This window comes from Streptomyces lydicamycinicus (assembly GCF_000829715.2).
GTDB lineage: Bacteria > Actinomycetota > Actinomycetes > Streptomycetales > Streptomycetaceae > Streptomyces > Streptomyces lydicamycinicus.
The window spans coordinates 192,860-212,929 of sequence record NZ_BBNO01000007.1 but is presented as its reverse complement, the minus strand read 5'-3'; the positions used below and the strand labels follow the sequence as shown (position 1 = coordinate 212,929).

General features: G+C 70.2%; 14 protein-coding genes. 4 read left to right on the top strand and 10 right to left on the bottom strand.

Annotated elements, in window-relative coordinates; all coding sequences use genetic code 11:
* Positions 1-51: 51 nt before the first annotated feature.
* From TU31_RS23440 to TU31_RS23410, 7 genes are all read right to left on the bottom strand, one after another.
* The gene (locus tag TU31_RS23440) at positions 52-1,257 is read right to left on the bottom strand and encodes a Rieske 2Fe-2S domain-containing protein (RefSeq protein ID WP_370682757.1); all 1,206 of its coding nucleotides are present in this window, start codon (positions 1,255-1,257) and stop codon (positions 52-54) included.
* A gap of 308 nt (positions 1,258-1,565) precedes the next feature.
* On the bottom strand, positions 1,566-2,756 hold the full coding sequence (locus TU31_RS23435; RefSeq protein ID WP_042158848.1) for a cytochrome P450 family protein: 1,191 nt from the start codon (positions 2,754-2,756) through the stop codon (positions 1,566-1,568).
* Positions 2,757-2,913: 157 nt separating this feature from the next.
* Complete coding sequence (locus TU31_RS38755) at positions 2,914-3,075, bottom strand: hypothetical protein (RefSeq protein ID WP_158894629.1); 162 nt, start codon at positions 3,073-3,075, stop codon at positions 2,914-2,916.
* A gap of 103 nt (positions 3,076-3,178) precedes the next feature.
* Positions 3,179-3,628, bottom strand: coding sequence for a hypothetical protein (locus tag TU31_RS23430; protein ID WP_245698651.1), 450 nt, complete (start codon positions 3,626-3,628; stop codon positions 3,179-3,181).
* A 201-nt stretch (positions 3,629-3,829) separates the two neighbouring features.
* Positions 3,830-4,408, bottom strand: coding sequence for an RNA polymerase sigma factor (locus TU31_RS23425; RefSeq protein WP_158894626.1), 579 nt, complete (start codon positions 4,406-4,408; stop codon positions 3,830-3,832).
* A 762-nt stretch (positions 4,409-5,170) separates the two neighbouring features.
* A complete protein-coding gene (locus TU31_RS23415; RefSeq protein WP_052719020.1) occupies positions 5,171-6,286 on the bottom strand; it encodes an IPT/TIG domain-containing protein in 1,116 nt (371 codons plus the stop codon).
* A 408-nt stretch (positions 6,287-6,694) separates the two neighbouring features.
* The gene (locus TU31_RS23410) at positions 6,695-7,177 is read right to left on the bottom strand and encodes a hypothetical protein (RefSeq protein WP_042158013.1); all 483 of its coding nucleotides are present in this window, start codon (positions 7,175-7,177) and stop codon (positions 6,695-6,697) included.
* A 616-nt stretch (positions 7,178-7,793) separates the two neighbouring features.
* Here TU31_RS23410 and TU31_RS23405 point away from each other — a divergent pair.
* From TU31_RS23405 to TU31_RS23390, 4 genes are read left to right on the top strand one after another with little or no spacing between them, the layout of a single operon-like run.
* Positions 7,794-9,266, top strand: a complete 1,473-nt coding sequence (locus TU31_RS23405) for a Dyp-type peroxidase (protein ID WP_219819214.1) — start codon at positions 7,794-7,796, stop codon at positions 9,264-9,266.
* A 6-nt stretch (positions 9,267-9,272) separates the two neighbouring features.
* On the top strand, positions 9,273-11,402 hold the full coding sequence (locus tag TU31_RS23400) for a flavin monoamine oxidase family protein (RefSeq protein WP_052719019.1): 2,130 nt from the start codon (positions 9,273-9,275) through the stop codon (positions 11,400-11,402).
* Positions 11,399-13,285, top strand: a complete 1,887-nt coding sequence (locus TU31_RS23395; RefSeq protein ID WP_042158007.1) for an alpha-keto acid decarboxylase family protein — start codon at positions 11,399-11,401, stop codon at positions 13,283-13,285. The genes TU31_RS23400 and TU31_RS23395 overlap by 4 nt, the downstream gene beginning before the upstream one ends.
* On the top strand, positions 13,282-14,934 hold the full coding sequence (locus TU31_RS23390) for a flavin monoamine oxidase family protein (RefSeq protein ID WP_042158003.1): 1,653 nt from the start codon (positions 13,282-13,284) through the stop codon (positions 14,932-14,934). The genes TU31_RS23395 and TU31_RS23390 overlap by 4 nt, the downstream gene beginning before the upstream one ends.
* Before the next feature lie 92 nt (positions 14,935-15,026).
* Here the strand turns inward: TU31_RS23390 and TU31_RS23385 are convergent, their stop codons facing one another.
* The 3 genes from TU31_RS23385 to TU31_RS23375 all read right to left on the bottom strand — a co-directional run bounded on the left by TU31_RS23385 (position 15,027) and on the right by TU31_RS23375 (position 19,894).
* Positions 15,027-16,337, bottom strand: a complete 1,311-nt coding sequence (locus TU31_RS23385; protein ID WP_042158002.1) for a sensor histidine kinase — start codon at positions 16,335-16,337, stop codon at positions 15,027-15,029.
* Entirely contained in the window at positions 16,334-17,005 is a 672-nt protein-coding gene (locus tag TU31_RS23380; protein ID WP_042158844.1) for a hypothetical protein, read from the bottom strand. Before TU31_RS23380 ends, TU31_RS23385 begins: the two co-directional genes overlap by 4 nt.
* A 171-nt stretch (positions 17,006-17,176) precedes the next feature.
* Positions 17,177-19,894 (bottom strand): caspase, EACC1-associated type, encoded by a 2,718-nt coding sequence (locus TU31_RS23375; RefSeq protein ID WP_042158000.1) that lies wholly within the window; start codon positions 19,892-19,894, stop codon positions 17,177-17,179.
* Positions 19,895-20,070 lie beyond the last annotated feature (176 nt).

The following is a 20,070-nucleotide window of genomic DNA, read 5'->3' as shown; positions in this document are numbered from 1 at the left end:
TCAGACGGCAGCTGCGCGAGCCCGGCCACCGGCCACCGCACGCCCGGCCGGTCAGCCCGGCCGGTGCGCGCCGGTCCCCGATGCGGCGTCGGCCCGCGGCGAGCCGTCGCACAGCGCGGCGGCGCCGCAGAGAGCGGATTCGGGACGGATCGGGACCCCGTTGGTGCGCAGCACGTCACGGACATCGAGGATCAGCGGGAAGACCTCCTGGTTCCAGTCCTCGCCCTGCTCGTCCCAGGCCCGCTGCTCGGCCTCGACCGCCATCCGGTCCTCGGCGAACACCCGCTCGGTGAAGCGCCGGATGAGCGGCCAGGCCAGATGCAGGGCTCCCGGGATCGGCGGCTTCGCGATCATGAGCAGGCCATAGGCGTGGTTGGTGCGCTGCTCCGCGTCCTCCGGTACGTAAGCGGCCCAGAGCGAGAAGGACGGGAGGTCGGACTTCTCGGGAACCGCTTGGAGGGTCTGATACGGGTACTCGGTGCGGACGGTGATGACGTCGGGCGACTCGCCGCCGCCGAAGCCCTCACCGGACAGCAGTCCGGCGCCGCGGTCCTTCTTCCCACCGGCAGACGTGAACAGATAACGGGCCTCCACGAATTCCGGACCGGTGTCGTATCCGAGGAGCTTGGGCTGGATCTTGCCGAGGACACCGCGGTGCAGGAACTGGTGGTTCATATCCAGCAGATTTTCGTGCATGAACGAGTAGTGGCAACGCACCGTGCGCGAGAACACCATGGTCTTGTGCTTGGCGGAATCGTATTCCGGAAGCTCGGGCAGCGGGGTCGTGGCCGCTTTCTCCGGATCACCCGGGAAGACGAACACCAGACCGTACAATTCGCGGACCGGATAGGAGCGCACCCCGCGCGGCGGCCGGTCCACCCCCTTGGGGAGATACGGGATCTGCGAGATCCGGCCGTTCCCGCGATAGGCCCACGCGTGGTAGCAGCAGCGCAGCAGCTCGCCTTCCACGACACCCAGGCTCAGCGGTACCTGGCGGTGGGCGCACCGGTCCTCCAACGCGAAGACCGTGCCGCTCGCGCCGCGATAGAGCACGATCCGCTCCCCCGCGAAGGCGGTGGCGAAGGTCTTGTTCTTCGGCACACTTCCGGATACCGCGACCGGATACCAGAAATTCGGATTGATTCCCGTACGCCGAAGGTCGGCCATCGCTCCGGGACGGTATTCCCGCATTCGGTCCGGGCCACCGGCCACCCCGGCCGCCATGGTTCCGTCCCTTGCGGGCTGAGCCTTGGTCATACGTTTCTCCCTCGCACGCGGTTCGGTGATACGGAACGGGAGAACGTCGGTATCCGGCGGGCAGCGCGCCGTATCGGTTCTCCGCGATCACCTTGTGCGTTTCCCCCGGCACGACGGCAATCAGGCTCGCCCCGGAGGGTGACGGCCGCCCGTCCGGCGGATCAGGGGCTGGGCCAATTGGCTCCCCGCCATGCCCCCGGCCGTGGCGCGGCCCTGGCCCGCGGTCGTCGGGCCAGGGCGCCCCGTTGTGGTCCGGCGCGTCGGACCGGTGCGGCCCGCGGCACCGTCGACGGGCCGCGCCGGGGCCGTCACGACCAGCGGACCGGGAGATGCCGTGGGCCGCGGAGCAATGCGCCCAGCCGCCAGCGCAGGTCGGCCGGGTGGGCGTCCAACTCCAGCTTCGGACAGCGTTCCAGGAGGGTGCGCACCGCGATCCGGGCCTCCAGGCGGGCGAGCGGGGCACCCAGGCAGAAGTGGATGCCGTGGCCGAAGGCGACATGGCCGCGGGCGTCGCGGGTGATGTCGAAGCGGTCGGGGTCGTCGAAGCGGAGGGGGTCGCGTCCGGAGTCGGCGATCACGGGGAGCACGACCTCGCCGCCACCGGGGATCACCGTGCCGGCGATGTCGACCGGGTCGAGGGTGAAGCGGAAGGTGGCGGTCTCCAGCGGTCCGTCGTAGCGCAGCATCTCCTCGACCGCGCCGTCGATGAGGGACAGATCGGCGCGCAGCGCGGCGAGTTGCTCCGGGTGGGTGAGCAGCGCCAGCACGCCGTTGGCGATGAGATTGCCGGTGGTCTCGTAGCCGGCGATCAGCAACAGCTGGGCCATGCCCAGGAGTTCTTCGTGGCTGAGCCGGTCGCCGTCCCCGTCGCTCACCGCGATCAGATCGCTCAGCAGATCGTCGCCGGGGTGCGCGCGCTTGGTCTCCACCAGGTCGTCGAGGTAGCCGGTCATGGCCGTGAGGACTTCCTTGGTCCGCGGTGTGGGGGCGCCGACCATCAGGATGTCGGTCCAGGTGCGGAAGGTGTCCCGCTCCAGGAAGGGCACACCCAATAACTCGCAGATGACGGTGATCGGGAGCGGGAAGGCCAGCGCCTCGACGAGATCGGCGCGGTCGTCGGGGGCGGCGAGCATCCCCGCCAGAAGCTCATCGGTCAGCTCCTGGACGCGCGGTGCGAGGGACGCCACCCGGCGTGCGGTGAAGGCACGGGCCACCAGGCCGCGCAGCCGGGTGTGTTGCGGCGCGTTGGAGCGGAGCATCGACACGCCGCTGGACACCGGCTGCATCGGCTGCGCGGACGAGGCATGCCGCCACTCCTTCGACAGCCGGGGGTCGCTGAGCGTCGCGCGTACCTCGTCGTAGCCGACGACCAGCCAGACGACCGTGCCCTCCGGGAGGCGTACGCGATGCACCGGGCCTCGCTCGCGCAGCCGCGCGTACACCTCGAAGGGGTCGCGGACGAAGTCCTCGCCCATTGCCGCCAGTTCAACGGTCCCCATCGGTTCGGTTGTCATCCGGCCTCCTGTCCGTCGTGGCCCTGCCCCGGGACGACTGGGTACGGGGAAACCATCCCCGGCGGCGGAGCCACTAACCGCGGCCGGAGCCGCCGGCCCGCTCGGGACCGGCGGCAGACACGGCGCCCGGGGCCGGTCCCGTCTACCGCTGGGTCAGGTACAGCAGCAGAGCGGAGATGACGGCCCCGGCCACCCCCTCGATGGCATGGGCGGCGGTGAAGCGGGCGTACTTCCTGAGCCACGGGCGCCGTGGCTCCGCGGGAACACGCGGTGGGGCCTGCCGGGCCTCCGCATGATCCTTCATGGGCGTCTCCTTGATCGGTGGTGGGTGGTCCGTGCCGGCCCCCCCGGGCCGCGGCTCGCCAAACGGGCTTCCGGGGAGGGCCGGGTTCGTCTGCCTGGCGGCGTCAGCGCCCCGCACACCCCACGGACAACGGGGCCTGCGGCTCGGCGAACTGCTGGAGCTCGGGCCCGGAACGCGCCAGCAGCCAGCCGGGGTCCGGGAGCGGGGCGCCGGGAGCCGGGTTGGGCAGATGCCGGCGCGGTGAGTAGCCCAGGGCGGTGGCGATGGTGCGCCACAGGCGCGCGTCGATGAGGTTGTCGTCGGCCGCGTGGTGGATCGCCAGGCAGTGCGCGGAGAGCTGGTCCTCGGCGCCGGCGGCGAACCGCCACCAGAAGACCGCCGCCTCACGCCGGTTGATGGAGTAGAGCAGGCACGCGAAGGTCCGGGCGCCGGCCGCATCGTAGTCCCGGGCGAACTTCTCCAGCCGCCCCATGTGTCCCCCACGCAGCACCGACTCACACAGGGTGTGCAGGTGCCGGCGCAGTTCCTCCGGGCCCGCCGTGGCGCTCGGCACGGGCCGGGGCCGCGGACGTCTGGGCAGCGGCCGGGCCCGGCCGGGGTGCGCCGGGACCGGGCCGCGGTCGTGCCGGGGGTGGTGTCTGCCGCTCGGCCTCGGCGATCCGCTCGGCCAGTCTGCGCGTGAAGGCTTCCGGGTCGTGGTCGGCCAGTACGCTTCCCACCTCATCGGCTTCGGCCTGCAGAATGTCTTCGATGGTCACGACGGTTCTCCTTCCTGATCGTTCCGGAGATAGGAGGCCGCGAGTTCCTTGGCGAGCTGGCGGCCGCGGGAGTAGTAGGTGCGCGCCGTGCCCGGGGTGATGCCGAGGGTCTCGGCGATCTCCTCATAGCTCAGCTGCGCCACGCGGAGCCGGACGCAGTCCGCCTGTACCGGCTCCCGGCGGGCCAGTTCGTCCATGGCGCGGTCCAGGGCGTCGAAGGTGCCCAGGTGCAGAATCTGGTCGACGCAGGACTGGTGGAGCCCGGCTTCCGCGGCGGCGGCCCGTTCGCGGCGGGTCGCCCGGTTACGCGAGCGGATGTGGTCCTTGATGGCGTCCCGCAGGACGCGCAGGCACAGGGCCCGGAAGTTGGGGTGCGACTGGAACTCGTCCCATTTCGCATGGATCTTCATCCCGGCTATCTGCACCACGTCCTCGGCGTCCTGACGGTGGCGCAGCCACTGGTACGCATAGCCGAGGTAGCCGTACTGCGCCTCCTTGAAGAAGGCGGTGAAGTCGCCCCGGAGGCCGTCCATCGGGTCGGGGCGCAACTGCTGTCCGTCTCCGTAATCGCTCACCGGGCGGCCATCCCTCGGCCCGCCACGGGCGGGCGGACGGCACCGGGGTGGACCTGCGCCTGAAGGTCCCGTTCCGCACCGCACCGGCTTCCGCGGTCCGGGTCACACAAGGTGCTGCCGGCCGACGGGCCGCAGATCCGCGAGGCGGTGTGGGTGCTCTCGCGCGCCCGGGCGCGGAGCACAGCCGGGATCGTCCTGGCCGCGCCGCCCATGGCTGGCGTGTCCCAGGGCCACTGGTGGTCCACTGCCTCTCCTTTCGCTGTTCGCGGTGAACTCCCCAGCGTCCGGATGACGCCGGAGAAGACCGCATCTCTTGCCCCTAGACCGCTCGCCAGGCCGTGATTGTTAATCAGATCCGCGGACCAAAATGACCATGCGCAGTCGCCCGCTTACGTTGAGCTTCTGACCTGCGACGTTGGCGGCTCGCCCGCGGCAGGAGTGGCGCGGATCACACTCCGGGGCGGGCGGTGCGGGCAGCTGCGCCGCCCCCCATCGGCCGCCCGCACACGCGCAAAGGCCTCCCGGCGCCGGCGCGGATGTCACCCTCCACACCGGGCCGAAAGGCCCTCACCTCGCCGGAGTGCCACCCCGGGCGTGTCATCCGTCACCCACACACCGGAAGAACACGCCCGGGCCTCGGTCCGCCAGGAACGGAAGGGGACGATCCCTGCCGAGGCGCGGTGGCACTGCTCGCCGGGTCATCGCGGCAGCGGACTCCCCCGGACCCCGGCCGCTCCATGGGGCCGCTGGGGAAGCGGCCGCTCACACGTAGGTGTATCCGCCGCCGACGAGCGTGCTGCCGGCCAGGGTGGTGACCACGACGGGGACGTTGCCGAGCGGGCCGGCCGGGGTGAAGCCGACCAGCGCCGTACCCGACGCGTTGACCGAAACCCCGGTCGCCGCGACCCCGTTGAACGTGACCGACGCCCCGTTCAGATTGCTCCCCGTGATCACGAACGCCGTACCACCCGCGGCGCTGCCCGCCGGCGGCGACAGCAGGGTCACCACCGGCGGGGGCGGTGCCGTGTAGGTGTACCCACCCGCGACCGTGGCGCTGCCCGCAGGTGTGGTGACCACGACCGGGACGTTGCCGAGCACACCGGCCGGGGTGAAGCCGACCAGCGCCGTACCCGACGCGTTGACCGAAATCCCCGTCGCCGCAACCCCGTTGAACGTGACCGACGCGCCGTTCAGATTGCTCCCCGTGATCACGAACGCCGTACCACCCGCGGTGCTGCCTGACGACGGCGACAGCGAGAAGGCGACGGGCGGCGGTGCCGTGTAGGTGAATCCGCCGGCGACGGTGGTGGTGCCGGCCGGTGTGGTGACCACGACCGGGACGTTGCCGGCCGGGCCGGGCGGTGTGGTGCCGGTGAGCACCGTGCCCGCGGCGTTGACGGACACGCCGAGGGCCGCGACGCCGTTGAAGGTGACCGTCGCGCCGGTGAGGTTGGTGCCGATGATGGCGAACGCGGTGCCGCCCGCGGTGGACCCGGTGTTGGGCACGAGGGCGGTGACCGTCGGACCGGTCGGCGGGGTGACCGTGTAGGTGTAGCTCACCGAATTGGAGTTGCCCCGGGGGGTGGTGGCGATGACCTGGACGGTGCCCGCGGCGTGCGCCGGTGCGAGGACGGTGACCGAATTGCCGTAGGGGTCCTGGGCGACGACGGTGGCGGGGACACCGCCGAAGGTGACCAGACTCGTACCCAGGAGGCCGGACCCGGTGAGCAGGACGGTGTTTCCCCCGGCGGTCGGTCCGGAGTCCGGAATGGCGTCGTAGAGTCTGGGATATCTGGGCCAGTCTCCCCCGCCCCCGTCCCCGCCGGGCCAGGAGCCCGAGGCCTGCGGAATTCCTTGCTGCTGTATGACTTCGGACATGACTTCTCCCTGGGCAGCCGCCACTCCGCCGCCCTTCCACGAGTCGATTCGTGAACGGGCCATCGCGGAGCGGAAGTTGCCGCCGTCGAATGTTTGGGTCCTGCGACGGTAGGGTTCCCGACGGATCGGAAGAAGGCGTGTACGTGACAGCAATGATGCGTTCGGCGATCAAAATGACAATACGTAGATGAGCGTCACGCCCGCATCGCTTCCCGGCGTACGCGGGTATTCCGCCGCCCCGTTTTCCACGCCGTGGGTGCGGCCGGCGGGCGTGCGGGAATACGGCTGTTTCCGCTGCGTACGGACGGCCACCGCGGAGGTACGCGCACGGGCCCGGCGACGCATGGTGTGCGTCCCCGGGCCCGTTCCCGTCCTGCCGCTCGGTCCCCTCACCGAGGGGTAGGCCGATTACAGGTGGTAGATGGTGGCGGGCCAGTTGGCCTTCCAATTGCCGTCGCCGAACTGGAGATTGACGGAACACCTGCCGATGTTGCCGTCACAGTTCAGGCTGTTCGCCGGGACCGGAGCCGCCAGCCGGGTGCCATCGCCGGAGCGAAGCCCCTGGTGGAAGATGGTGGCGGACCAGCTCGCCCGCCAGTATCCGTCACCGAATTGCAGGTTGGCGATGCACTTTCCGGTGTCGCCGTCGCAATTCAGCGCGGTCACCGGGACCGGCGCGCGAGAGGCGGACCGGGGCGTCTGATGGAAGATGTTCGCGCCCCAGCTGGCCTTCCAATTGTTGTCACCGAAGCGGAGGTTGGCCGTGCACTGATAGGTGTCGCCATCGCAGTTGAGCGCCGTCACCGGAACCGGGGCGGCGGTGGCGGGGCCGGCCAGCCCGATGGCCAGTGCCCCGAGGGCAGCGCAGGTGCCGACGATGGTGCGTCGCATAGCCGTGTCCTTCCGTCGTGGGCGCGCAGCGCGCCCGACCACGGAGAAGGATCTGCTGAATTCCCGTCGCTCCGAGGCCGCGCCCCAGGGCCTTCAACAGAAGGTGTGAAGGCCCGCACCCACGCCCGAACCGGGCGCGGCACCGCCCCTCGGTACGGGTGGTGAACAGCGCAAACGTAGTGATCCAGGGGCGCGAAGAGGGGCGCATTCATGGCGCTCCCGGCCTTGTGTGGCCCGTGCCCCGTATGCGGTCCGGCCGCCCGCGGCAGCCCCGGCGGACCAGTGCTTCCGTGCGGAGCGGCTGGGGGCATGAGGGCACCGCCCAGGCGGGTAGATTCTCCGATTCGCGGCGCCGGGTGGGCGAGGTCCCGCGGCACCGGGTCGGCGAGGTCCCTCACCGGAACGGGTGACCGGGTGCTCCGATTGGCGTCGGTGCTCCTGCGAGGTGGCAGGTTCGGTGCTGGGCTGGCGACACAGGCCGTGCACCGGCTGTCTTTGGTGTGCCCCTGTACCTCTTCCGTACCGACCTCCGCCTCTGCATGCCGGGAGCCGGCTTCGCCTGCGTGCGAATTACCCGAGACCCCCGGAGCACCCGCAGCTCCCCTGAAGGAGAGAAGTGACCACTACCTCGTTGCGCCCGACCGGTGCCCCGGACATCGAACAGCTTCCGGAGCCGCCCCTGCGCAGATCCATGGAAATCCAGGGCAACATTCTTTCCGGTTTCAACAAGGACTATATGGCGTTCCGCTATGTCCGCTTCCCCGACGGTGCGGGTGGGCGTGGCTGGCTGTCCGTCATGCTCAACACGGTCTCGGTGACCGCCACGGTCGAGGACTTCAACGAGGAGTTCTCGCTTTCCCGCCGGGCCTACGGCCAGGATCCGTTCCTCGTCGCGACCTGGGTCGGAGTGTCCTTGACGTTCCAGGGCCTGCTCCAGGTAGCCCGGGAACCCGAGAAGGTGAAGCAGGATCTGGCGCCGTTCGAGTCGTTTGTGAAGGGTGCGGCCGGACGGGCTCCGGACCTCGGCGACGACGGGACGAGTGCGCCCGAGCACTGGCATTTCGGCTCGGACCGGAACGGCGTACACGCCGTGCTGATCGTCGCCGCGGACACGGAAGAGGCGCTGAACGAAAAGCTCCGGAATATCGCCGCCGCTGATTCGGCGCACGGGGTGACCCTGGTCCATCAGGACGACGGCCGCACCCTGACCGGAGATCTGCGGGGGCATGAGCACTTCGGGTACAAGGACGCCATTTCGCAGCCGGGCGTCAAGGATTTCCACCGTGAGGACCGGGAGAATCCCGGTGTCCGGGACAACCGCCCGGGGTCGACCCTCGTGGAGCCCGGCGAGTTCGTCTTCGGTCACCAGAGTGAGAGCGGAGCACCGCCCGAGGCACCCACGTGGATGGACAACGGTTCTCTCCAGGTGGTGCGCCGACTGCGGCAGGACGTCCCCGGCTGGAACGAGGCGGTGGAACGGGAAGCGGGCAAGTTCCGGCCGCACGCCATCTCCCCCGAGCTGCTGGGCGCATGTCTGGTCGGCCGTAAGAAGGACGGCACGCCCCTCGCACAGGGCGAGAACCCGGTGACCGGGGTCGGTCCGGAGCGCAACGACTTCACCTACGAGAACGACGGCCAGGGGAAGCAGACCCCGTGCGCCGCGCACATCCGCAGGTCGCATCCCCGGCACTTCGAGCCCACCCAGAAGCACCGCGTCATGCGCCGCGGCATCCCGTACGGCCCCGCGTACTCGGCCGGCAAGGCGGACGCGGACCGCGGCCTGATGTTCGTGTGCTACGGCACCTCGCTGGAGCGGCAGTTCGAGTTCCTCCAGCGCGCCTGGTCGAACAACCCCAACTTCCTGCCGGGCGATCCCGGCTCTCCCAACGGCATCGACAAGGTGACCGGCACCATCCGGCAGGGCGGTTCCGGCAGCCCGGACGCCCATATCGTGCTGGCCGACGGCGAGGAAGGCACCGTCTCGATGAACCGGTTCGTGCAGACCACCGGTGCGGTGTACGCCTTCACCCCTTCCATCAGCACTCTGCGCCGACTCGCCGCGAACGAGTCCCTGGACGGGAAGGGCTGAGCCGCCGTGACCGACATCCGCCGAGACCTCCGCGGTGAGCGCACCGGAGCCGAGCGCACCAACGAGAAGACCTATGAGCAGCTCGCCCGCGAACTGCTGCTGGTCGGCCCCGAGCCGGCCAACGAAGACCTCAAGTTGCGCTACCTCGAAGTACTGATCGACAAGGGGCTGGAGCGCCCCGCCGTCCCCAAGCGCATCCTGATCGTCGGAGCGGGCATCGCCGGTCTGGTGGCCGGCGATCTGCTGACCCGTGCCGGTCACGATGTGACGATCCTGGAGGCCAACGCCAACCGGGTCGGCGGCCGCATCAAGACCTTCCACGCCAAGAAGGGCGAGCCGCCGCCCTTCACCGACCCCGCGCAGTACGCGGAGGCCGGGGCGATGCGGCTGCCCAGCTTCCATCCGCTGACGCTGGCGCTGATCGACAAACTCGGCCTGAAGCGGCGGCTGTTCTTCAATGTCGACATCGACCCGTCGACGGGCAATCAGACCGCTCCCGTCCCGCCGGTGATCTACAAGTCGTTCAAGGACGGCAAGATCTGGACGTACGGCGACCCCAGCCCCGAGTTCCGGGAGCCGGACAAGCGCAATCAGACCTGGATCCGCACCAACCGTGCCCAGGTGCGCCGCGCCCACTACGCCAAGGACCCGTCCCAGATCAACGAGGGCTTCCACCTCACCGGCTGCGAATCGCGGCTGACCGTGTCCGAGATGGTCAACCAGGCGCTGGAGCCGGTGCGCGACTACTACTCCGTGCTGCAGAGCGACGGAAAGCGCGTCAACAAGCCGTTCAAGGAGTGGCTGGACGGCTGGGCCGGGGTCATCCGCGACTTCGACGGCTTCTCCATGGGCCGCTTCCTGCGCGAGTACGCCGGGTTCAGCGATGAGGCCATCGAGGCGATCGGCACGATCGAGAACATGACCTCGCGGCTGCACCTCGCCTTCTTCCACAGCTTCCTGGGCCGCAGCGACATCGACCCCACCGCCACCTACTGGGAGATCGAGGGCGGCAGCCGGAAGCTCCCGGAGGCGCTCGCCAAGGATCTGCGCGACCAGATCGTGATGGGCCAGCGGATGGTCCGGCTGGAGTACTACGACCCGGGCCGCGACGGCCATCACGGTGGACTCGCCGGACCGGGTGGTCCCGCCGTCGCCATCCAGACCGTGCCCGAGGGCGATCCGCAAGGTCCGGTGGAGACCTGGACCGGGGATCTGGCGATCGTCACGATCCCGTTCTCCAGCCTGCGGTTCACCACCGTGACCCCGCCGTTCTCGTACAAGAAGCGCCGGGCCGTCATCGAGACGCACTACGACCAGGCAACCAAGGTGCTGCTGGAATTCTCCCGTCGCTGGTGGGAGTTCACCGAGGAGGACTGGAAGCGGGAGCTCGACGCCATCGCGCCGGGGCTGTACGACTACTACCAGCAGCGGGGCGAGGACGACGCCGAGGCCGCGCTGGCCGTTCCGCAGAGCCTGCGGGAGCTGCCCACGGGGCTGCTGGGCGCCCACCCCAGCGTGGACGAGAAGCGCATCAGCCCGCAGCAGGTGGAGTACTACCGCAACTCCCCGCTGGGCGGCGGCGTTCGCCCGGCCACGCATGCCTACGGCGGAGGTTCCACCACCGACAACCCCAACCGCTTCATGTACTACCCCTCACACCCCGTCCCCGGCAGTCAGGGCGGCGTGGTGCTGGCGGGCTACTCCTGGTCGGACGACGCCGCGCGCTGGGACTCCTTCGAGGACGCCGAGCGCTACAGCTACGCCCTGCTCAACCTCCAGTCGGTGCACGGCCGCCGGATCGAGGTCTTCTACACCGGGGCCGGTCAGACCCAGAGCTGGCTGCGCGACCCGTACGCCTGCGGAGAGGCCGCGGTCTACACCCCGCATCAGATGACCAGCTTCCACCTCGACGTGGTGCGGCCCGAGGGGCCGGTGCACTTCGCGGGTGAGCATGTGTCGCTCAAGCACGCCTGGATCGAGGGTGCGGTGGAGACGGCCGTACGTGCCGCCCTCGCCGTCCACGAGGCGCCGGCTGCGGACGAGAGCATCATGGGCGCACGGGCCACGGCTCCCCGCGAGCGCCGGGCCGCCGCCGGATCGTCGGATCAGCCGCGCGAGGGGGTGCTGACGTCATGACCACCTCCCCGACCTGCACGGTGGCCGAGTATCTGGCCCGTCGGCTGGAACAGCTCGGCATCACCCATCTGTTCGGCGTTCCGGGCGACCACCTGGGCCCGTTCCTGTCGACCCTGCACGACAAGACCACGGTGCGCTGGGTGGGCACCCCCACCGAGGGCGGCGCGGGCCAGGCCGCGGACGGATATGCCCGGGTGAAGTCCGCCGACGCGGAGATCGCGCTCGGCGAGCAGGGCATCGGCGCCGTCGCGGTCACCTACAGCGTGGGCGCGTTCAACCTGCTCAACTCGATCGGCGGGGCCTTCGCCGAGTATGTCCCGCTGATCGCGATCAACGCCGCTCCCTCCTACGAGCAGTGGCTCAACCAGCAGGCGATCGGCCTGCTCACCTCACATATGTCGCAGCGCCCGGAGAGCAACCTGGAGGTCTACCGCCAGGTGACCGTGGACGCCCAGGCCATCTCCAACCCCGGGCTGGCCCCCACCCAGATCGACAGTGCGATCACCGCGTGCCTCTCGCACCGCCGGCCGGTCTATCTGGAGATCATGGATGACGTCTGGGGAGCGCAGTGTCCCCCGCCGCAGGGCCGGCTGACGCGCCGCGAGCGACCCGTCACCGTGAAGAAGCAGCAGATGCTCGACCGCGCGGTCGAGGCCTGTGTGGAGCTGATCCGGGAGTACGGCAACCCGATCCTGTGGGCCGGTGAGGAGATCGACCGCTTCCGGCTGTCCGACGAGTTCGAGCGGCTGGTGCACGAGACCCGCATCCCGTTCTGCACCACCATCGGCGCCAAATCCGTGGTGTCCGAGTACACCCCGGGCTTCTCCGGCGTCTACAACGGCAAGGCCAGCAACCCGAAGGTCGCCGAGGTCTTCAACAACGCGGGCTGCCGTATCGGCCTCGGCTCGTGGGCGACGTCCAAGAACCTCGGCGGCGTGCGGTCGATCGGTGACGACTGGGCGGTCGCCGCCCACGACGGGGTGCATGTCGGCGCCTCGTACTTCCCCGATGTGCAGCTCGCGCTGTTCCTCCCCGCGCTGCGGGAGCGCCTGTTGGCCGAGTTCGGAGACGGTGCCTTCGCCGCGGACTACTTCGCCCGTGCCCATGAGGCGGGCCTCGCGGTCCCCGACAGCACCGCCGCCTACCTGGCCTCCCAGACCGGCGGACCGTACCCGGAGAACGTGACGTACGACAGCCTCTTCCGGCACCTCAACGCCTTCCTCGAAGCGCAGACCAGCGAGCCGCCGGACGAGCGCAGCAACCCGTTCACGGTGGTGTGCGACGCCGCGTTCGCGCTGATCGGCTCGATGAATCTGCGGATGGCCGAGCGCGCCTCGTACGTGGCGCAGAACAGCTGGCTGTCCATCGGTTACTCGGTCGGCGCGGCCACCGGGGTGGCGCTCGGCCGGAGCCGGGCGAAAAAGCGGCCGATGGTCTTCGTCGGCGACGGCTCGTTCCAGGAGACGTGCCAGGAGATGTCCACGCATGTGCGGCACGGTCTGCGCCCGGTGGTGTTCGTCCTGGACAACGAGGCGTTCTACGGCATCGAGCAGATGCTGGTCCACCCCTGCTACTACCAGGACGGCGCACCGCGCTCCGACGGCGCCGACTTCTACAACGAACTGCACCCCTGGCGGTACGAGAAGCTCGCGGACGTCTTCGGCTCCGCCAAGCACCCGATGCACGGCTTCGCGGTCCGTCGGCACGACGAACTCACCACCCTGCTGGCGCGGATCGCCGAACCCAGCGACCCGATCAACCAGGGTCCGATCGTGGTGCGGGTGCAGCTGGACCGGCACGACTATCCCGAGGCACTCAAGTACAAGGTCGCCGAGAACTGTCCGCCGCCCGCCGGCACGGCGTCGGAACGGAGCAGACGATGACCGCCCGGCAGCCCACGGCGGGCGCCCCCGTGGACGACTCGGCGAAGGCCCTGCGGCACGCCATGAGCGGGCTGTCCGGGCCGGAGGCCACCGGCTGGACCGGCACCGTACGGCCCGCCGGAACCCCGGGAGCGAACGCGAAGGTGCTGGTCCTGGGCGCCGGTGTGGCGGGCCTGACGGCGGCGTACGAGCTGAGCATGCTCGGCTACCGGGTCACGGTCCTGGAAGCGCAGGACCGCATCGGCGGACGCAACCGCACCGCCCGCCACGGCGACCAGCTCTACGAGCTCGATGAGCACGGCACCCCCACCCCGACACACCGCTGCGAGTTCGACGAGGGCCTGTACCTCAACCTCGGGCCCGGCCGTATCCCGTACCACCACCGCCGGGTGCTCAAGTACTGCCGGGACTTCGGTGTGGCGCTGGAGCCGTACGTCATGGAGACCACGGCGAACCGGGTCCGGCCGCCGCATGCCGACGTGACCTGGCCCAACCGGCGGGTGGCGAACGACACCCGCGGCCACCTCGCGGCCAAGCTCGCCGAGACACTGGTCGGCGGGGACACCTTCACCGGTGAACTCCGCGACCTGCTAAGGGTGTTCGGCGCGCTCGACGCCAACGGCAAGTACCGGGGCTCGACCCGTTCCGGCTATCTGGACAGCCCCGAGATCGCGGAATGGCCGGCCCCGGCCCCACCGCTGTCCTTCGAGGACCTGGTCCACTCGGGCTTCTGGAAGACCCGCTTCTACCAGCCCGTCGACTATCTGTGGCAGGCGACGATGTTCCAGCCGGTCGGCGGCATGGACCACATCGTCAAGGCACTGGCGCGGGAGGCCAAACGGGCCGGGGCGAAGATCGTGCTGGGCGCCGAGGTCCGCGAGATCGAAATCGGTGCGCGCGGCCTCGGCGTCAGCCTCAAGTACCGCAAGGGCGACGACGAGCTCCAGGACGACGCCCGCTACTGCGTCAGCAACATCCCGGTCCCGGTGCTCCGCACCATCAAACTGACCCGTTTCTCGGACCCCTTCGAGCAGGCGCTCCGCGCCGTGGAGTTCGAGAAGACCTGCAAGGTCGGCTGGCAGGCGAACCGCCGTTTCTGGGAAGGCGACCTCGGCGGCTGCGACGACACCGAGGGCATCTACGGCGGAATCAGCTGGACCGGTCACAACATCACCCAGATGTGGTACCCGTCCAACGACTACTTCTCCGACAAGGGAACCCTGACCGGCGCCTACAACTTCGGGACCGCGGCCGAGACCCTCGGCAAGCTCACCCCCGAGAAACGCCTGCAACTGGCCCGCGAAGGCGCCATCCAACTGCACCCGGAATTCAAGAACAAGGATCTCGTCCCCGACAAGCAGGGCATCTCCATCGCCTGGCACAAGGTGCCCTACCAACTGGGCGGCTGGGCAGCCTGGAAGCCACAACAGCCCGCCCACAAGAAGGCGTACAAACGCCTGCTCCAACCCGAGGGCACCGACGCCTTCTTCGTCACCGGCGACCAGATCTCCCCCCTGCCCGGCTGGCAGGAAGGCGCCATGATGTCGGCCCACTACGTCGTCCATCAGATCCTGGGCATCATGCCCCTGACCGCCCCCGAGGAGGTCGCGGTACCCGACTCGGTCGCGTTGACGCAGGGTCTGTTCTGAGACACCGCTGACGCGCCCGAGCGGTGCGGGGCCCGGCCGGCAGATGTGACTGCCGGCCGGGCCTGCGCGCGCTGAGCGGTTGCGGACACCCCCTAGGAGTCGTCCGCTCCCGTCGGCTGTTGGAGGCCCCGGGCCGGGGGCGATGGGGGGAGGGTGAGTTCGGCGATGGCTCCGCCGTCGGGTGCGTTGGAGAAGTGGAGGGTGGCGCCGAGGACCCTGGCCTGGCCGACGGCAATGGTCAGGCCGAGGCCGTGGCCGGTCTTCTTGCCGCTTCCGGAGTGGCTGCTGAAGCGCTGGGGTCCGTGGTCGAGGAGCCGGCCGGGGTAGCCGTCGCCGTGGTCCCGCACGGTGATGGTCAGGCCGTCGACGGTCAGGATCACCGGCGGGCGGCCGTGCTTGTGGGCGTTGGAGACGAGGTTTCCGAGTACGCGCTGGAGCCTGCGCTGGTCGGTCTCCACCCGGGCGTCCCGCTCGATGCGGACCTCGGCCGCCGGCCCGGTGGCCGGCACCGCACGCTCGGCCAGCGGCCCCAGCTGATGCAGGTCGATGTCGGCCTGCTCCACCTCCGCGTCGAGACGGGAGATCTCCAGCAGATCCTCGGTCAGCCGGCTCATGGTCCCGATCCGGTCCTGCACCATCTCGGTCGGACGGCCGGGCGGCAGCAACTCGGCCGCCACCCGCAGCCCGGTCAGCGGGGTGCGCAGCTCATGCGCCACATCGGCGGTGAAACGCTGCTCACTGTTCAGCTTGGCCTGGAGTGCGGCGGCCATCGCGTCGAGTGCGGCCGCCACCGCGGCGGCCTCGTCCTGGGCCTGATCGGGACGCAGGACCCGGGGATCGTCCACCCGGGCATCGAGATCGCCGGTGCTGATCCTGCGGGCGACCTGGGCCGTGCGGTGGAGCCGACGGGTGATACGGGAGACGGCGAACAGCCCGACGAGGAGGGTGAGGGCGATCGCGAAGGCCGAGGAGCCGATGATGGCCCGGTCCAGCCCGCGGAGCGCGGCGGCTCGCTGGGTGTGGTCGAGGTGGACCGCCAGCGCCTTGCCGTCGGCGGGGGTGACGGCCCACATCACCGGGCGGCCGCGGTGTTCGCCGAGCTGGGTGCCGCGCTCGCCGTGCCGCGCCATGGTGCGGAGCGAGGCGGGGAGGTCGGCGGGGTTCACCGCGGCGTTGCGGCCGAGCGGCTCCCCGGCGACATACGCCGCCGCGACGGTGTCGAGCTCGGCCAGGGCGGCGCTGCGGGCCTGCTCTTCGGACTGCCTGCCGACCAGGACGTGCACCAGCACGCCGACCACCGTGGCGAGCACACAGCACATGACGATGACGAAGACGGCGAACTTCCAGTACAGCGTCGCCGTCCATGCGGGCAGCCGCAGCCGCGCACGAGGCCGGGCGCTCATGGCGTCCTCTTCGGTGCGGAGGTGGTGGAGTCCGCTTCGTCGAACTCCATGGCCCGCAGCGTCATGGCCTGCGTCCGGGGGTCCCACTCGTAGACGGTGCGGGTGGCGTACCCGGGGGTGCCCGTGGGCTCCCGCAGGATCAGATCGCCGTTCGCGACCTCCACCGAGAGCGGAGTCGCGCCGGCGTCCATGATCCGGGTCACCACCCCGTGGCGCAGGGTGAAGACCCAGAGCGCCAGGGAGTCGTCCAGCGCCTCGATGCCCACGATCAATTCGGGCTTCCCGTCACCGGTCAGATCCTGGTACTGCGGTTTTCGCACCGGGCAGTGGTCCGGTGCGTCGGCGCAGGCATTGATCCTGCTCTCGGTGGCGGAGTCGAATTGCGGTCCGCCGTCGAGCGCGGAGCCGGCGTCCACCTGCGCCTTGACGACGGTGAGCAGCGGCGCCTTGCGGATGTCCCCGGACGGCACCCGGGGCACGCCGGGAACGGCGGCCGGGAGGTTCTCGCCCCTGCCCCGCTCGGGCTGCGGCGCGGGCTTGCGATCCGGCCACAGCCGCACCGGGGCGGAGGCGGCCGAGGTGGGGCCGGCGCTCCTCGGCTCCCCGCTCCCCGTACAGCCGCCCACCAGCGCCACGATGCCCGTCGCCGCGAGTGCGAGCGACGTCATCCGTACCGGCCCCGGGGAACGCAAGGAGCGGAGCAGAAGCACATCTCTTCCAGTCGTGGTGCGGGCTGAGCTTGTCCGGATGATAGTCGCTGCACTCCACCGAACAGCCAGAGATATCCGATATGACAGAAAAGTAAGGATCGGACTTCTTGTCCCGTGAAGCCGGCGGTGTCAGGCTCCGCGGACGCCCAGCCGCACATAGTCGTAGCCACCGTAGACATCGGCGACATGGACATCGGTCAGCCGCGGGCTGCGCCAGCTGACGTACCTGCCGTGCACGAACGGCAGGTAATAGACCTCCTCGGAGACCTTGTGGTTGATCTCCTCGTAGGCCGCACCGGCCGTGTTCGGGTCGGATGCGGCGACGGCCTTGTCGAGGAGCTTGTCGAGAGCCGGGGAGTCGACTTCGGCCAGATTGGCGTTGCCGCTCGGCGGGTGCGTCCGGCTGTCGACGAGCGGGCGCCAGAAGGCCTGCCCCGTCGGGAAGTCGGCACCCCAGCTCGTGATGACGATGCCGTAGCCCCGCTTCCGCACCTCGTTCGGCGCCCCGACGAGGGCGGACATCCGCGCCGCGTCGAACCGGTCGACCTTCGCCTCGATGCCGATCCTGCCCAGCGCACTCGTCAGCGCTTCGGCGGCGTCGATCTCCGACGGCCGGTTGTTGCGCACCGCGATGGTGGTCGCGAAGCCGTTCGGCCGGCCGCACCTCTTCAGCTCGTCCCTGGCCTTCGCCGGATCCGGCGCGCCGCCGTTCTTGCGCACGCCGTACGGATCGAAGGCGGGGTCGGCGCCCCTGATGCCGGGCGGGAGCAGACTCGGTGCGAGGTCGCCACCCGCGGCGGTGCCGCCGAGCGCGGTCTGGAGATTCCTGCGGTCGGCGGCGTAGGCAACCGCCTTGCGGCAGTGGAGGTTCCCCATCGGCTTGACCGCCTGCGGAAAGGCCGCGTAGCGCACGAAGCCGGACCGCGGGTTGTCCAGGTTCTTGTTGAGGTCGCGGTCCGACAGCGCCTTGGCTCGGGCGGCCGGTCCCAGCCCTGCGGTACCCAGCGCCAGGTCAAAATCGCCGCTGACCAACCCCCTGTCCACGGACTCCTGATCGCCGGTGATCCTGACCGTGATGGTGTCCGGGAGGGCATTGCGGATCGGGTCGGCCCCCGGCTTCCAGTGGGGGTTGCGCACCAGCTCCAGCGATGCGCCCGGACGGTACGAACGGAAGGTGTACGGGCCGCTGGAGAACGGTCTGAGGCCGTATTTGGCCTTGGTGTCCTGGCTCTTCTTCACGGGCGAGGCGGCGATCATGGCGAGCATCTGCTCGAAGTCACCGTTGGGCCGGGGCAGTTTGAAGACGATGGTTCCGGGACCGCGCGTCTCGATCGCTGTCAGGCCCTTCGCCGAGGTGTCCTTGTACGGGCCCCGATAGGTTCCCTCGGGGTCGAGCACCTCCCTGAGGTAGCTCGGTCCGCCGGTGATGACGTCCGTCGCCCAGAGCCGCTCGATGCCGTACTTGATGTCCTCGGAGGTGACGGGCGACCCGTCCTCCCAGGTGCCCCCTTTGCGCAGGGTGTAGGTGTAGGTCCGGCCGTGGTCGGTGATCTTGGCCTTGGACGTGGCCAGATCCGGTGTGAGTGCGGTGCCCTTCGACTTCGGGTCGTAGGTCACCAGTTGACGCGTGTAGTAACGGGCGAAGTTCGCTACGGAGCTGTAGTAGCTGCGCTGCGGGTCCCAGGAGTCGGCATCGGCGGCGCTGCCGAACTTCAGCGTGCCGCCCTCGCGGCCCCCTCTCTTGAGGACATGGCCGACAGCGGCGTTGTACGTGGCCTCGGTGGCGCCGTCCTTGGACTTTCCGCCGGATGCTCCCTGCGCACCGTTCAGCAGAGCGAGGGTGGCGGAGACTCCCGCGACCAGGAGGGCCGCCGACACCACCGCGACGGTCCTGGCCCGGACGGAGGCCGGACGTCCCGGGGAACTCTGCCCGTCGGCGGCGCGGGCAGCATTCGGCGTCGGGTGCCGTCGGGGTGCGGGGGTCCGCGGCTGCGGGCGGTCCTCGCTGTGCACGTCGGGGCTGGGGGCGGGAGTGGGCGCGGGGGCCGGTTCGGCCGGCGGCGGTGACGGCTCGGCCGACGGCTGAGGACGCGGGGCGGCGTGGGCGGGGTGAGCCCGGTTCCGGGCCAGGGCGATCAGCCCGCCGGTGTTGCGGTTGCGCTGCTGGGGCAGTGGTCTGGCCTTGGCCGCCAGCGCGGTGTAGAGGTGCCGGTAGAGGGTCTGCATGTCCAGCAGGGGCGGGCCGTCGGCGATCCCCTGGGTCAGCGCGGTGATCAATTCGCCGCTGAACGCGGTGAATTCCTCACCCGGCGGGGACAGCGCCTTCCGTGTCCGTGCGGAAGCCGCCATCAGGGACGTGCCGTCGATCAGCGCGTGATCGGCCACCTGGGTGGTGCCGCTCATGCCGCCCAGCAGGGCCCGCCCGCTGTAGCAGCAGTCCAGAATCACCACCTTGTGCCGGGCACCGATCCGCGGGTCCAGGACCGCCCTCCGCACCCATTCGAAGGGCAGCGCGCTGTAGAGCCGCTCCGGGTCCGAGCCGGGCAGCGCCAGATACAGCTCGTCGCTGTACGGGTCGATGAGTCCGTGCCCGGCGTAGTAGACGACCAAGGTGTCGGTGGCGCGCAGGGCGACGCGGCTGAGGGTGTCGAGCACGTCCTGGGCGCTCGGCGGCTGGGACAGGGCGACGCAGTGCGCGGGCGGCAGTCCCCATAACTCCGGGTCGGTGAACGCCCCGGTGAGCCCGGCCAGATTGCGCTCGACGGCAGGTAGGGCCGGCATGCTCTCGTAGTCATGGACGCCGATGAGAAGGGCCTGCGAGGCAGCGGGGTAAGGGAGGATCGTCACGGTGACCGCTGATCCGTCCGGCCTCCGCCGGCTCCGTCTCCGGACGGCGGGCGACTCACGGGCTGCACGCTCGCGTACCCCTCTCCCGGGCCTGCGCCCGCCGCGCGAACTGATCAGGATGCCGATCCTAGAGGGGTCTCCGGGTGCGCGTGCGGAGGCCGGGGAAGTCCCGGGCG